Origin of the sequence: Pseudomonas sp. P7779, from assembly GCF_013386315.1 — a bacterium.
GTDB lineage: Bacteria > Pseudomonadota > Gammaproteobacteria > Pseudomonadales > Pseudomonadaceae > Aquipseudomonas.
Map to the genome: position 1 here is coordinate 32,224 of NZ_JACARZ010000037.1, position 14,022 is coordinate 46,245.

Annotated in this window: 17 protein-coding genes; 12 read left to right on the forward strand and 5 right to left on the reverse strand. The window is 60.7% G+C overall.

All coding sequences use genetic code 11. The features are described from left to right. Positions 1-3 precede the first annotated feature (3 nt). From HX869_RS12170 to hisC, 7 genes are all read left to right on the forward strand, one after another. Positions 4-657, forward strand: a complete 654-nt coding sequence (locus HX869_RS12170) for a phospholipid-binding protein MlaC (RefSeq protein WP_003216135.1) — start codon at positions 4-6, stop codon at positions 655-657. Then, complete coding sequence (locus HX869_RS12175) at positions 654-959, forward strand: lipid asymmetry maintenance protein MlaB (protein WP_003216137.1); 306 nt, start codon at positions 654-656, stop codon at positions 957-959. Before HX869_RS12170 ends, HX869_RS12175 begins: the two co-directional genes overlap by 4 nt. Before the next feature lie 114 nt (positions 960-1,073). After that, positions 1,074-1,313 carry a BolA family protein gene (locus tag HX869_RS12180; RefSeq protein ID WP_008434291.1) on the forward strand — a complete coding sequence of 80 codons (240 nt, stop codon included), beginning with the start codon at positions 1,074-1,076 and terminating at the stop codon, positions 1,311-1,313. A gap of 23 nt (positions 1,314-1,336) precedes the next feature. Next, positions 1,337-2,602, forward strand: a complete 1,266-nt coding sequence (murA, locus tag HX869_RS12185) for a UDP-N-acetylglucosamine 1-carboxyvinyltransferase (RefSeq protein ID WP_003216140.1) — start codon at positions 1,337-1,339, stop codon at positions 2,600-2,602. A gap of 247 nt (positions 2,603-2,849) precedes the next feature. Then, a complete protein-coding gene (gene hisG, locus HX869_RS12190) occupies positions 2,850-3,485 on the forward strand; it encodes an ATP phosphoribosyltransferase (protein WP_003188599.1) in 636 nt (211 codons plus the stop codon). Between the two features lie 127 nt (positions 3,486-3,612). Beyond that, positions 3,613-4,938 carry a histidinol dehydrogenase gene (gene hisD, locus HX869_RS12195; protein WP_008434283.1) on the forward strand — a complete coding sequence of 442 codons (1,326 nt, stop codon included), beginning with the start codon at positions 3,613-3,615 and terminating at the stop codon, positions 4,936-4,938. A 3-nt stretch (positions 4,939-4,941) separates the two neighbouring features. Next, entirely contained in the window at positions 4,942-5,994 is a 1,053-nt protein-coding gene (hisC, locus tag HX869_RS12200) for a histidinol-phosphate transaminase (RefSeq protein ID WP_178903136.1), read from the forward strand. Positions 5,995-6,123: 129 nt separating this feature from the next. Here the strand turns inward: hisC and HX869_RS12205 are convergent, their stop codons facing one another. Both HX869_RS12205 and upp read right to left on the reverse strand, forming a co-directional pair. Next, entirely contained in the window at positions 6,124-7,398 is a 1,275-nt protein-coding gene (locus HX869_RS12205; RefSeq protein ID WP_087692860.1) for a uracil-xanthine permease family protein, read from the reverse strand. Between the two features lie 2 nt (positions 7,399-7,400). After that, positions 7,401-8,039, reverse strand: coding sequence for a uracil phosphoribosyltransferase (gene upp / locus HX869_RS12210; RefSeq protein WP_003216149.1), 639 nt, complete (start codon positions 8,037-8,039; stop codon positions 7,401-7,403). A 165-nt stretch (positions 8,040-8,204) separates the two neighbouring features. Here upp and HX869_RS12215 point away from each other — a divergent pair, with 165 nt between their 5' ends. From HX869_RS12215 to HX869_RS12225, 3 genes are all read left to right on the forward strand, one after another. Then, positions 8,205-8,762 (forward strand): hypoxanthine-guanine phosphoribosyltransferase, encoded by a 558-nt coding sequence (locus HX869_RS12215; protein ID WP_003216150.1) that lies wholly within the window; start codon positions 8,205-8,207, stop codon positions 8,760-8,762. Positions 8,763-8,823: 61 nt separating this feature from the next. After that, positions 8,824-9,309: a hypothetical protein gene (locus HX869_RS12220; protein ID WP_008434279.1), complete on the forward strand. Its 486-nt coding sequence runs from the start codon at positions 8,824-8,826 to the stop codon at positions 9,307-9,309. 208 nt (positions 9,310-9,517) lie between these two features. Next, positions 9,518-9,805, forward strand: coding sequence for a PA4642 family protein (locus HX869_RS12225; RefSeq protein ID WP_003216153.1), 288 nt, complete (start codon positions 9,518-9,520; stop codon positions 9,803-9,805). A gap of 94 nt (positions 9,806-9,899) precedes the next feature. Here HX869_RS12225 and mqo read toward each other — a convergent pair whose 3' ends face one another. Both mqo and HX869_RS12235 read right to left on the reverse strand, forming a co-directional pair. Continuing rightward, on the reverse strand, positions 9,900-11,408 hold the full coding sequence (mqo, locus tag HX869_RS12230) for a malate dehydrogenase (quinone) (protein WP_003216154.1): 1,509 nt from the start codon (positions 11,406-11,408) through the stop codon (positions 9,900-9,902). Positions 11,409-12,135: 727 nt separating this feature from the next. Further along, positions 12,136-12,369 carry a hypothetical protein gene (locus HX869_RS12235; RefSeq protein ID WP_003216156.1) on the reverse strand — a complete coding sequence of 78 codons (234 nt, stop codon included), beginning with the start codon at positions 12,367-12,369 and terminating at the stop codon, positions 12,136-12,138. Between the two features lie 184 nt (positions 12,370-12,553). On the opposite strand from HX869_RS12235, the gene HX869_RS12240 reads away from it, so the two are divergent. Next, entirely contained in the window at positions 12,554-13,138 is a 585-nt protein-coding gene (locus HX869_RS12240; RefSeq protein ID WP_003216157.1) for a YajG family lipoprotein, read from the forward strand. Positions 13,139-13,245: 107 nt separating this feature from the next. Here HX869_RS12240 and HX869_RS12245 read toward each other — a convergent pair whose 3' ends face one another. Then, positions 13,246-13,455: a hypothetical protein gene (locus tag HX869_RS12245; protein WP_008434269.1), complete on the reverse strand. Its 210-nt coding sequence runs from the start codon at positions 13,453-13,455 to the stop codon at positions 13,246-13,248. Positions 13,456-13,636: 181 nt separating this feature from the next. Here HX869_RS12245 and HX869_RS12250 point away from each other — a divergent pair, with 181 nt between their 5' ends. After that, positions 13,637-13,894, forward strand: a complete 258-nt coding sequence (locus HX869_RS12250; protein ID WP_003216159.1) for a hypothetical protein — start codon at positions 13,637-13,639, stop codon at positions 13,892-13,894. Positions 13,895-14,022: the final 128 nt, after the last annotated feature.

Sequence of the window (14,022 nt, forward strand, 5' to 3'; positions counted from 1 at the left end):
TTCATGATCTCTACTTTGCGACGTGGCCTGTTGGTACTGCTCGCGGCACTGCCGTTGATGGCTAACGCCGCTGCCGGCGGTTCTGCGCATGACCTGGTGCAGGACACCACCAACAAGATGTTGGCTGACCTGAGTGCCAACAAGGAAAAGTACAAGCAGGACCCGAGTCAGTTCTATAACGCGCTGAACACGATTGTCGGGCCTGTTGTTGATGCTGAAGGTATTTCCAAAAGCATCATGACCGTCAAGTACTCGCGCAAGGCTACGCCTGCGCAGATGCAGACATTCCAGGAAAACTTCAAGAAGGGCTTGTTCCAGTTCTACGGCAACGCCCTGCTGGAGTACAACAACCAGGGGATTACCGTCGCCCCTGCCGGGGATGAGTCGGGTGACCGCACCAGCGTCAACATGAGCGTCAAGGGCAACAACGGCGCGGTCTACCCTGTGCAGTACACGCTCGAGAAGGTCAATGGCGAGTGGAAACTGCGTAACGTGATCATCAACGGCATCAACATTGGCAAGCTGTTCCGTGACCAGTTCGCGGATGCCATGCAGCGCAATGGCAACGACCTGGACAAAACCATCAACGGTTGGGCCGGTGAAGTGGCCAAGGCCAAGGAAGAAACCGACAAAGCTGCCGGGAAGCCTGCCCAATGACCGAGTCGGCCATTCGCCTTGGCGAGTCCGGTGAGCTGTTGCTCAGCGGCGTGCTGGATTACAGCACTGGACCCGCCCTGCGCAAGCAGGGCCAGGCGCTGATCAATGCCAGTACCGCTCCTGCGCTGGTGCTGGATTGCTCGGCGGTGGTGAAGTCCAGCAGCGTCGGCTTGTCGTTGCTGCTGTGTTTCATGCGCGATGCGCAGGCCGTCAAAAAGCCGGTGAGCATTCGTGCATTGCCCGAAGACATGCGTGAAATCGCTGAGGTTTCCGGTCTGACCGAGCTGTTGGCGCATCCTTAATACACATTATTAAAGAAGCCCCCCGTCAGAGTCCTGCTATGCGGGGTTCGCAGGCGCGGGGCTTTTTTGTATGATGTGCGACCCGCGCGCACTGGGCGCCCATAGAGGTTGATCATGCAGGCCCTAGAAGTTAAAAGCTTCCTTGAAGGAAAGCTGCCCGAAACTAATGTTGAAGTTGAGGGCGAAGGCTGCAATTTCCAGCTGAACGTGATTAGCGATGAACTGGCGGCATTGAGCCCGGTCAAGCGTCAGCAGCAGATCTATGCCCATTTGAACCCGTGGATCACCGATGGCAGCATCCATGCGGTCACTATGAAATTTTTCAGCCGCGCGGCCTGGGCCGAGCGCACCTGAGCCCCCAAGGCGTCGAGATTCTTATGGATAAATTGATTATTACCGGCGGTGCTCGTCTTGATGGCGAGATCCGTATTTCCGGGGCGAAGAACTCCGCCCTGCCGATCCTGGCAGCGACCTTGCTGTGCGATGGCCCGGTTACCGTGGCCAACCTGCCGCACCTGCATGACATCACCACCATGATCGAGTTGTTCGGTCGCATGGGCATCGAGCCGGTGATCGACGAAAAACTCAGCGTCGAAATCGACCCGCGCACCATCAAGACCCTGATCGCACCGTACGAGCTGGTGAAAACCATGCGCGCCTCGATCCTGGTACTGGGCCCGATGGTTGCCCGGTTCGGCGAAGCCGAAGTCGCACTGCCTGGCGGTTGCGCCATCGGTTCGCGTCCGGTGGACCTGCACATCCGTGGCCTCGAAGCCATGGGTGCAACCATTGACGTCGAAGGCGGCTACATCAAGGCCAAGGCGCCGGAAGGCGGCCTGCGTGGCGCAAACTTCTTCTTTGATACCGTCAGTGTGACCGGTACCGAGAACATCATGATGGCCGCTGCCCTGGCCAATGGCCGCAGCGTGCTGCAAAACGCCGCGCGCGAGCCGGAAGTGGTCGACCTGGCCAACTTCCTGATCGCCATGGGTGCCAACATCACCGGCGCCGGCACCGACACCATCACCATTGATGGCGTGAAACGCCTGCATTCGGCTACCTACAAGGTGATGCCGGACCGCATCGAGACCGGTACCTACCTGGTCGCGGCTGCCGTCACCGGTGGCCGTGTCAAGGTCAAGGACACTGATCCGACCATCCTCGAAGCCGTCCTGGAAAAACTCAAGGAAGCCGGCGCCGAGATCACCACCGGTGAAGACTGGATCGAGCTGAACATGCATGGCAAGCGGCCAAAAGCCGTTAACGTGCGTACCGCTCCGTACCCGGCGTTCCCGACCGACATGCAGGCGCAGTTCATTTCCCTGAACGCGATTGCCGAAGGCACCGGTGCCGTGATCGAGACCATCTTCGAAAACCGCTTCATGCACGTGTACGAGCTGCACCGCATGGGCGCCAAGATCCAGGTCGAAGGCAACACCGCCATCGTGACCGGTATCGAGAAGCTCAAGGGCGCGCCAGTGATGGCTACCGACCTGCGTGCCTCCGCCAGCCTGGTGATCTCGGCGCTGTGCGCTGACGGCGACACCCTCATCGACCGCATCTACCACATAGACCGTGGTTACGAGTGCATCGAAGAGAAGCTGCAGATGCTCGGCGCGAAAATCCGCCGCGTACCGGGCTAATTCCCGGGGCTGTTGACACCGTCATTGTGGCGAGGGAGCTTGCTCCCGCTGGACTGCGCAGCAGTCCCAGTCTTTTTAAACAAAGATCAGGGCCGCTTCGCGCCCCAGCGGGAGCAAGCTCCCTCGCCACACGACGATGTATGCTGTTAGCTGATTTGTTTCAAGTCGAGGCTGTAATGGCCTCGATCTGTGTCTGGCGCCGATTGCGACCGGACAGCAATAGCCTGATGAAGGACTGACGTTTCCCATGTTGACCATCGCACTGTCCAAGGGCCGCATCCTTGACGACACTTTGCCGCTTCTGGCTGAAGCGGGCATCGTGCCGACCGAGAATCCGGACAAGAGCCGCAAGCTGATCATCCCCACGACCCAGGACGACGTTCGCCTGCTGATCGTGCGTGCCACCGATGTGCCAACTTACGTTGAACATGGCGCGGCCGACCTCGGCGTCGCGGGCAAAGACGTGTTGATGGAATACGGCGGCCAGGGCCTGTACGAGCCGCTGGACCTGCGTATCGCCCTGTGCAAGCTGATGACCGCCGGCCGCGTCGGTGACGTCGAGCCTAAAGGCCGCCTGCGGGTGGCGACCAAGTTCGTCAACGTTGCCAAGCGTTACTACGCCGAGCAAGGCCGCCAGGTCGACATCATCAAGCTTTACGGCTCGATGGAGCTGGCACCGCTGATCGGCCTGGCCGACAAGATCATCGACGTGGTCGACACCGGCAACACCCTGCGCGCCAACGGCCTGGAGCCCCAGGACTTTATCGCCGACATCAGCTCCCGGCTGATCGTCAACAAAGCTTCGATGAAAATGCAGCACGCCCGTATCCAGGCGTTGATCGACACCCTGCGCAAGGCAGTGGAGTCTCGACACCGCGGTTGACTCACCCGCGCGGTCTCAAGCCGCGCCCGTCTATCCGCCTCATAGCCAGAATTCTCAGGTGCCCAAGCGGATCGACTGCTAACTTTCGGCGCCTGAGCATTTTTGCCATTCCTATGAGGCCCTCGCTATGACCACGTCCACTGCAATTGCCCGACTCAACGCTGCCGACCCGGATTTCGCCCATCATCTGGATCATCTGCTGAGCTGGGAAAGCGTGTCCGACGATTCGGTCAACCAGCGGGTGCTCGACATCATCAAGGCCGTGCGCGAGCGCGGTGACGCGGCGCTGGTTGATTTTACCCGGCAGTTCGATGGCCTGGATGTCGCCTCCATGGCCGACCTGATCCTGCCCCGCGAACGCCTGGAACTGGCCTTGACCCGCATCACCGCGCCCCAGCGCGAAGCCCTGGAAGTGGCGGCCGCGCGGGTGCGCAGCTACCACGAGAAACAGAAACAGGATTCCTGGAGCTACACCGAGGCCGACGGCACCGTACTGGGCCAGAAGGTCACGCCGCTGGACCGTGCCGGCCTGTACGTGCCGGGCGGCAAAGCGTCGTACCCGTCCTCGGTACTGATGAACGCGATTCCGGCCAAGGTGGCCGGCGTGACCGAGGTGGTCATGGTGGTGCCTACCCCGCGCGGCGAAATCAACGAACTGGTGCTGGCAGCGGCCTGCATCGCGGGCGTTGATCGCGTGTTCACCATCGGTGGCGCCCAAGCGGTAGCGGCCCTGGCCTACGGCACCGAAAGCGTGCCGAAGGTCGACAAGGTGGTTGGCCCGGGCAACATCTACGTGGCCACGGCCAAGCGCCATGTATTTGGCCAGGTCGGCATCGACATGATCGCCGGCCCGTCGGAAATCCTCGTGGTGTGTGACGGCCAGACCGACCCGGACTGGATCGCCATGGACCTGTTCTCCCAGGCCGAGCACGACGAAGACGCCCAGGCGATCCTCGTCAGCCCGGATGCCGAATTCCTGGACAAGGTCGCCGCCAGCATCGCCAAGCTGCTGCCGACCATGGAGCGCGCCGAGATCATCGAGAAGTCGATCAATGGCCGTGGCGCCCTGATCCTGGTCCGCGACATGGAGCAGGCCATCGAAGTGGCCAACCGTATCGCCCCGGAACACCTGGAGTTGTCCGTCGCCGACCCACAAGCCTGGCTGCCGCTGATTCGCCACGCCGGCGCGATCTTCATGGGCCGCCACACCAGCGAAGCCCTGGGCGACTACTGCGCAGGTCCCAATCACGTGCTGCCCACGTCGGGCACTGCGCGGTTCTCCTCGCCGCTGGGCGTATATGACTTCCAGAAGCGCTCGTCGATCATCTTCTGCTCGCCAGAGGGCGCGTCGGAGTTGGGCAAGACCGCTTCCGTGCTGGCCCGTGGCGAGTCGCTGACCGCCCACGCCCGCAGCGCCGAATACCGCATCGTTGACGATAAGCAGGGGAACTGAAACATGAGCAAATTCTGGAGCCCGCTCGTCAAGGATCTCGTGCCTTACGTGCCCGGTGAGCAACCGAAGCTGACCAAGCTGGTAAAACTCAACACCAATGAAAACCCCTACGGCCCATCGCCCAAGGCGCTGGCTGCCATGCAGGCCGAGCTGAACGACAATCTGCGTTTGTACCCGGACCCCAACAGCGACCTGCTCAAGCAGGCGGTGGCCAAGTACTACGGGATCGACGCGGGCAAGGTGTTCCTCGGCAACGGCTCCGATGAAGTCCTGGCGCACATCTTCCACGGTTTGTTCCAGCACGACCTGCCGCTGCTGTTCCCGGACATCAGCTACAGCTTCTACCCGGTGTACTGCGGCCTGTACCGCATTGCCCTCGACGCAGTGCCGCTGGATGAACAGTTCCAGATCCGCGTGTCGGACTACGCCAGGCCCAACGGCGGGATCATCTTCCCGAACCCGAACGCGCCGACCGGTTGCGTGATGGCGCTGGACGCCGTGGAGCAAATCCTCAAGGCCAGCCCGGACTCGGTGGTGGTGGTCGATGAAGCCTATATCGACTTCGGCGGCGAGACCGCCATCAGCCTGGTGGACCGTTACCCGAACCTGCTGGTGACCCAGACCCTCTCCAAGTCGCGCTCCCTGGCCGGTTTGCGGGTGGGCCTGGCCGTGGGCCACCCGGACCTGATCGAGGCGCTGGAGCGGGTCAAGAACAGCTTCAACTCCTACCCGCTGGACCGTCTGGCGATTGTCGGCGCGGCCGCCGCTTTTGAAGACCGCGAATACTTCCGGAACACCTGCAAATTGGTGATCGATAGCCGTGAAAAGCTGGTGGCGCAACTGCAGGCCAAGGGGTTTGAAGTACTGCCGTCGGCGGCCAACTTCATCTTTGCCCGGCATCCAGGGCACGACGCTGCCGGGCTGGCGGCCAAGGTGCGGGAGCAGGGGGTGATTGTGCGGCACTTCAAGCAGGAGCGGATTGCCCAGTTCCTGCGGATCAGTATTGGCACGCCGGAGCAGAACCAGGCGCTGATCGATGCGTTGGGCGAGCTGTAAGCCACACTGAAACTCAAAAAAATGTGGGAGCGGGCTTGCTCGCGAATGCGGTGGTTCAGTCACTGATGTGCTGAATGACACACTGCATTCGCGAGCAAGCCCGCTCCCACATTGGTTTTGCGTTGGCAGTTAGATCAGCGGCTCATCCGGCTTCCTGTTCTTCCAGCCGTCATTGCCCGGCAGCAGCAGATTCAACGCAATCGCTACCACCGCACACAGGGCGATGCCCTTCAGGCCAAAGTCATCCGGGCCAGTGCCGGTGCCTACCAGCACACCGCCAATCCCGAACACCAGGGTCACCGACACAATCACCAGGTTGCGCGCTTCGCCAAGGTCGATCTTGTGGCGGATCAGGGTGTTCATCCCCACTGCGGCAATCGAGCCGAACAGCAGGCACAGAATCCCGCCCATTACCGGGACTGGAATGCTTTGCAGCAGCGCGCCGAACTTGCCGATAAACGCCAGGCTGATGGCAAACACCGCCGCCCAGGTCATGATCTTCGGGTTGTAGTTCTTGGTCAGCATCACCGCGCCCGTCACTTCCGCGTAGGTCGTGTTGGGCGGGCCGCCGAACAGGCCGGCAGCGGTGGTGGCGATCCCGTCACCCAGCAGGGTGCGGTGCAGGCCCGGCTTCTTCAGGTAGTCGCGACCGGTCACGCTGCCCACCGCAATCACACCACCGATGTGTTCGATCGCCGGGGCCAGGGCCACCGGGACGATAAACAGGATCGCCTGCCAGTTGAATTCCGGCGCGGTGAAGTGGGGCAGGGCGAACCACGGTGCGGCGGCGATCTTCGCGGTGTCGACTACGCCGAAGTAGAACGACATGGCGAAACCCACCAGCACGCCGGAGATGATCGGCACCAGGCGGAAAATGCCTTTGCCGAACACCGCCACGATCAACGTGGTCAGCAGCGCCGGCATCGAGATCAGCATGGCGGTCTGGTAGTGGATCAACTCGCTGCCGTCACCGGCCTTGCCCATCGCCATATTGGCCGCAATCGGCGCCATGGCCAGGCCAATGGAAATGATCACCGGCCCGATCACCACCGGCGGCAGCAGCCGGTCGATGAAACCGGTGCCCTTGATCTTCACGGCCAGGCCCAGGAAGGTGTAAACGAAGCCGGCCGCCATCACGCCGCCCATGGTCGCCGCGAGGCCGAACTGGCCCTTGGCGAGAATGATCGGGGTGATAAACGCAAAGCTCGACGCCAGGAACACCGGTACCTGGCGCCCGGTAACCACCTGGAACAACAAGGTGCCCAAGCCTGCGGTAAACAGGGCGACGTTTGGATCGAGACCGGTGATCAGCGGCATCAACACCAGCGCGCCAAATGCTACGAAGAGCATCTGTGCGCCAGACAGGATCTGGCGCCAAAGCGGGTCGTTGAACTCATCCTGCATGGTCACGCGTCCTTCTGCTTGGTACCGAAGATCTTGTCGCCGGCATCGCCCAGGCCCGGGATGATGTAGCCATGTTCATTCAGGCGTTCATCGATGGATGCGGTGTAGATCAACACGTCCGGGTGGGCTTTCTCGACGGCGGCGATGCCTTCGGGAGCGGCCACCAGCACCATGGCGCGGATGTCCTTGCAACCGGCTTTTTTCAGCAGGTCGATGGTGGCAACCATGGAGCTGCCGGTGGCGAGCATCGGGTCGATGATCATCGCCAGGCGCTCGTCGATTTCCGGTACCAGTTTTTCCAAGTAGGTGTGGGCCTGCAGCGTCTCTTCGTTGCGGGCCACGCCTACGGCGCTGACCTTGGCACCCGGGATCAGGCTGAGCACGCCTTCGAGCATGCCGATACCGGCACGCAGGATCGGCACCACGGTAATCTTCTTGCCGGCGATTTTCTCGACCTGGACGGGACCACACCAACCGGCGATCTCGTAGTTTTCCAGGGGCAGGTCTTTGGTCGCCTCGTAGGTGAGCAGCGCTCCGACTTCCTGAGCAAGCTCACGGAAGTTCTTCGTGCTAATGTCGGCGCGGCGCATAAGGCCGAGTTTATGTCGGATCAGCGGATGGCGGATCTCACGGATGGGCATGGGGAAAGGCTCCGGCGGCGGGCAAAAAAACCGGCCTAGATTAATCTATCCGAGGGTGTTGTCCTATAGACATCTAGTACGTTAGTCCATTAAGGCTTGAACGTTGGGCCTCACATGCGTACCTTTGCCCGCTTTTCTTGCCACAGCACCCCCTTGGAGAGCGCCATGTCCGCTGATCTCGAGCATATCCGTCAAATCATGCGCGAGGCTGACTGCCTGTACACCGAAGCGCAAGTCGAAGAGGCCATCGCCAAGGTCGGCGCGCACATCTCCCGTGAAATGGCCGACACCAACCCGGTGGTCTTTTGCGTGATGAACGGTGGCCTGATTTTCGCCGGTAAATTGCTCACCCACCTGCAATTCCCGCTGGAAGCGTCCTACCTGCACGCCACTCGCTATCGCAATGAAACCAGTGGCGGCGACCTGTTCTGGAAAGCCAAGCCGGAAGTCTCGTTCATCGACCGCGACGTGCTGATCATCGACGACATCCTCGACGAAGGTCACACCCTGGGCGCGATCATCGACTTCTGCAAACACGCCGGCGCGCGCAAGGTGCACACTGCCGTGCTGATCGACAAGGACCACGACCGCAAGGCCCGTCCGGACCTGAAAGCCGATTACGTGGGCCTGCCGTGCATTGACCGTTACATCTTCGGTTACGGCATGGACTACAAAGGCTACTGGCGCAACGCCAATGGGATCTACGCCGTCAAAGGGATGTAAGCGGGATTCAGGCGCAGGGTTGTCATGCTATCGTGCTTGGCCCCTGCGTCTGGAGCTGTTCATGAGCCTGTTGATTCGCACCTGCGCCGCCCTGGCGCTGACCCTCAGTTTGCCCCTGGCGGCTGCTCCGGCGCCGCTGCACAGCCAATTCCTGCCGCCCGACGACCTGACCCTGCGCGCCGAAACCCCGGACCAGCAGCAATTGCTGCAAGTCACCGAGTATTCGGTGGTGGTGGGTAACCAGCGCCAATCCACCCAGCAGCCGATCCCGGTGACCTCGCCGTTGATGATCCGCCTCAAGGGCAAGTCCCTGAACAAAGGCGCGACCATCGCCCAGGTGATCCTCAACTTTGATGCTGAAAGCAAAAGCCTGAAAAAGCCGGTGTTCGACGACAAAAGCAAAACCCTGACCTTGTCGTATCCGGTGACCCAGTATCGGGTGATCGTCGACTTGTTGCGCAATGACACGGTCTATGTGCAATTCCTCACTTACGCCAACGGCCATATCTGGGCCGATTTGCACACCGGGGCGGTGCGCGCCAAATAATCCAGCCGACGCGCATTCGGCGGTGTAAATACAGTCAATGTGGGAGCTGGCTTGCCTGCGATAGCGGTGGGTCCGTTGGCCCATCTGTTACTGATGCACCGCTATCGCAGGCAAGCCGGCTCCCACATTGGTTCGCGTAGCTTTCGAAGCCGCTGTGCCGCAGGTAAACTGCTTTTCCCGTGTAAATGTCTGCAGGCTGGAGTCGGTAATGCGTAAAGATAAGAAACAGGTGATTGGTGATGAAATCGGCGACGAGCAAATCAAGCTGTTCCTGGATTTCGAGCCGGTAGACGCCACTTCGCCGTCCCTGCACAAACTGATCAAGGCCTACCGCGGCCTGCGTATCGACGACTTCGAACGCTTCCTGGTTTTCTTCAAGGAAGCCGGCCTGGACCTCGATGGCAAGGACGAGCATGGCCTGACCTTCGTTGAAGTGATCAAGGACCAGCGCAACGCCGCCGAGTACATCGAGCTGATCGAACAAGCCCGCGGCTGATTGTTGCGGACGAAAAAAAACGCCCCGTTCGGGGCGTTTTTCGTTCCCGCGCTCTGCGTGGGAATGCATCAACTGACGCTCTGCGTCACGACGCTCAAGCGTAGCTTTCGGTCTCGCTGCTCTGCTCAACCAGTTCCAGGCTGATGTTGTTCTGCGTGTTGATCTTGCGATACAGCTCGGCATCGGTCTCCAGGACCTTTTCCCGAGCCGGGAAGATCTCGTGCAGCTTGGCCGCCCACTCACCGGCCGCTTTCGTCGGGAAGCAGCGTTCGATCAGTTCCAGCATGATCGACACGGTCACCGAAGCACCTGGGGACGCGCCGAGCAGGGCGGCCAGCGAACCGTCCTTGGCCGCAACCAGTTCGGTACCGAATTGCAGCACGCCGCCTTTCTTCGGGTCTTTCTTGATGATCTGCACCCGTTGGCCGGCCACTTCCAGGCGCCAGTCTTCGGCTTTTGCCTCAGGGTAGAAGCGACGCAGGGATTCCAGGCGCTGCTCCATGGACTGGCGCACCTCGCTGACCAGGTACTTGGTCAGGTCCATGTTGTCCCGAGCCACGGCCAGCATCGGGCCGATGTTGCCGGCACGAATCGACATGGGCAGGTCAAGGAACGAGCCGTGCTTGAGGAACTTGGTGGTGAAACCGGCGTATGGCCCGAACAGCAGGGATTTCTTGCCGTCGACCACACGGGTGTCGAGGTGCGGCACCGACATCGGTGGCGAACCCACGGCGGCCTGGCTGTAGACCTTGGCCTGGTGGTGCTTGACCACTTCCGGGTTGTCGCAACGCAGCCACTGGCCGCTGACCGGGAAGCCGCCGAAGCCCTTGCTTTCCTCGATGCCCGAGGCTTGCAACAGCGGCAGGGCCGCGCCACCGGCGCCGAGGAACACGAACTTGGCGTCCACATCACGGGAATTGCCGCTGTTGACGTCCTTGATGCTCACGGTCCAGCCGGCGCCGTTGCGCTTGAGGCCGGTGACGCGCTTGCTGTACTTGACCTGGGCATCCGGGGCGCTGGTCAGGTGCGAGAGCAACTGGTTGGTCAGGGCGCCGAAGTTGACGTCGGTGCCGTTCATCACGCGGGTGGCGGCGATTTTTTCGTCCAGTGGGCGGCCGGGCATCATCAGCGGCATCCACTCGGCCATCTCGCTGCGGTCTTCGGTGTAGTGCATGTCCGAGAACGCGTGGTGCTGGCTGAGGGTTTCAAAGCGCTTCTTGAGGAACGACACGCCTTTTTCGCCCTGTACGAAGCTCAGGTGCGGCACGGGGCTGATAAAGGATTTGGACGAGCCAAAGGTGCCTTTCTTGGTCAGGTAGGCCCAGAACTGCTTCGACACCTCGAATTGGGTGTTGATGTGCACGGCTTTCTTGATGTCGATGGAGCCGTCGGCGGCCTGCGGTGTGTAGTTCAGCTCACACAGCCCGGCGTGGCCGGTACCGGCGTTGTTCCACGGGTTGGAACTTTCCGCGGCACCCGAATCCATCAGCTCAACGACTTCCAGCTTGAGGCCGGGGTCGAGCTCTTTGAGCAGTACGGCGAGGGTGGCACTCATGATGCCCGCACCTACCAGTACTACGTCGACTGCTTCGTTATGCGCCATTTAACGCGTCTCCAAAATCTGCAGCACCAAATTGACGGCATGGCTGCCAGGAGTGACGGGGCGGTTCACGTGATGCCCCAGGTTACCCACGGCCAGGATCGCCATGTCCGATTCTTCGCAATTTATCGCAAGCGGACGCTGCCGACCGGGCCTGATCTGCGTATGAACGCATTTAAGGGCGCCTGTGGCAATTCGACTTATGGTCAAGCTCGTCCGATCGTGCAACCAAATCCGTAGCGGACAGGCTTCAAGCTCCGGTTCTTGAGGAGTGCTCGGTCCTGTGTGGTGGGGCTGTTCCAGACGCTGATGGTGCTTGTACAAACGCAAAACTATTCATTTGCTCGCCACACTCTTGTGAAGTTGTGAAAACCCGTTTTTTTCACGCTCTTTTGAAGACGTGAACCTCAAAAAAGGGCTGCCCCAGCCTGGCACCTGGCCCGAAATCACTGCCGGCAAGCGGCAAAACGGGCAAACAACTCAAGTGGCCGAGCGCATGGCAGCTCTGGCAGATTCGGGTAAAGACGATGGTTTGCAGAGAAAACAGCAAGCTCGCCAGCTTCACACGATCTGTGTGGGCGGCTCTCTGTGGGCGGTGCGGGGGAGCTAATACAAGTGCATTAGCGATGCTGCGAGGCCCGATCAGGAGACGTCCTTATAATCGGGGGGAGATTGTAGCGAAGAAATGCGCGCAAATGGACGTGTTTAATGACTTTTATTAGCAGTCTGGTCAGGAGGCCAACGCGTGCCGTGCCTGTGGCTGCGAAACCCGGGGGCTGACGCGCGCGCTGGCGGGCAGCGGGCGGTGCATCCAGCTCAGGCGGGTCTCTTCGACTTCGACCCAGCCTTCACCGACGGGCGGCAGGCTGCACTGCTTGAAAGCCTGGCAGCAGCCTTGGGCGTCGAGCAGGGCAAAGTGGCGATGGCTGGCGTGGGAAAAGAACAAAGATTTGAGAAGGCGCATGGCTGTGTACCCGGTTCGTTACATGCTGCGAAGGTTGGCAGTCTGGCATGACATTGAGGTGACGGTTCTGTGTGAAAATTGTAATTTCGCCGACAGTTCAGGCGCCGTTCAGGAATTCTGGTGAGTGGCGAGCGCTCACCGTTATACTGGCGCCCTGTTTGCATCTAGTCCTGGAGAAATGAGTATGTTGCAACGCCTGTTGTTCGGTTTGATCACTGTGACCAGTTTGACCCTGGTTGGCTGCGCCCACAGCCCGCAACAACTCAGCCCGCAACCGAAAATCACCACCCAGCTGGCGCCTGTCGGCCATGGCCAGCCGGTGTCGGTGCGTGTGGTTGACGGTCGTCCGTCGCCGACCCTCGGCACCCGTGGCGGCCTGTACCCGGAAACCAGCGCCATTACGGTGACCGGTGCGGACGTGCTGCCCAAGCTGCAAGCCCAGGCCGAAGCGGCCGTGCGCCTGTTGGGCTTCACCCCGTCCAACTCGCCAGGTGCGCCACAACTGACCATCACCCTGGCCGAGCTGAAGTATCAGTCGCCCAAGGAAGGCCTGTACGTGACTGAAGCCACCATCGGCGCGACCTTCAAGTCCGACGTGACTGCCGGTACCCGTCGCTACAGCGGCCGTTACGGCGCATCCCTGGACCAGCGCTTCGGCATGGCGCCGAACCAGGAAACCAACACCAAGCTGGTCAGCGACGTGTTGAGCGATGCCCTGACGCGCCTGTTCAAGGACCCGAGCATCGGTTCGCTGCTCAGCTCGCAGTAACCGTCAGGCGGGCGCGGAGCGCCCCAGTCGGCATTCCTTTGCGGCGCGTGGGAACGATCAAAAAACCGGGCTCATCACTGAGCCCGGTTTTTTTACGCCTGCCGTTTTCATGCAGCCGTTTCGACATAAAAGTCCAGCACACTCACGCCAGTGAGCAAGTCCAGCTCCGGCAGGTCGGCATGTTGATGCCCGCCGAGGGCGCAATACACCAGCCAGTGGCGGTCCTGCACATTGAACGCGAGGCCGCCCACCAGGGCCTCTTGCTCATCGCTTGGGGCAATCAGATACAGCCGATCCTGGTTCTGCGCGTGCAACATGACAAGCTCCCGGGCTTTCGAAGGGCAACAGAGTGGCTTGTTAAGGTGACGTTCAGGTGACGCTGTAAATTACTGGATACATTAGCCGTCAATGGGGAAGGAGTAATGACGCGCAGGCGGCGCATATCATTCAGGTTTGTATCTGGATTGATACCAAGACACTGATACATCGAGGTTTGCGATGTCGCTGACCGCACTACTGCTCAATTCCCTTGCCCTGTTACTGGCCTGCCCGGCGGCATGGCTGCTGTTTGTCACGCGCCTGCATGAACAGCGCGCGATGGCCCGCCTTGCCGCGCAAAGCGAACTGCGTGCCATTGATCAGCCGATGCTGTATCTGGACGTGTTGACGCAGCGTACCTATCGCCTGTTCTACCGGTTGGGGTTTGCCTGTCTGGGGCTGGCGTTGCTGGTGTCCTTTCTTAGTACCCGATTGTAAGAACACCCTAAAAACAACTGTGGGAGCGGGCTTGCTCGCGAAAGCGCGGTGTCAGTCAATACATGATTGGCTGATCCACCGCCTTCGCGAGCAAGCCCGCTCCCACATTGGGTTTGCGCTGTTGCTGG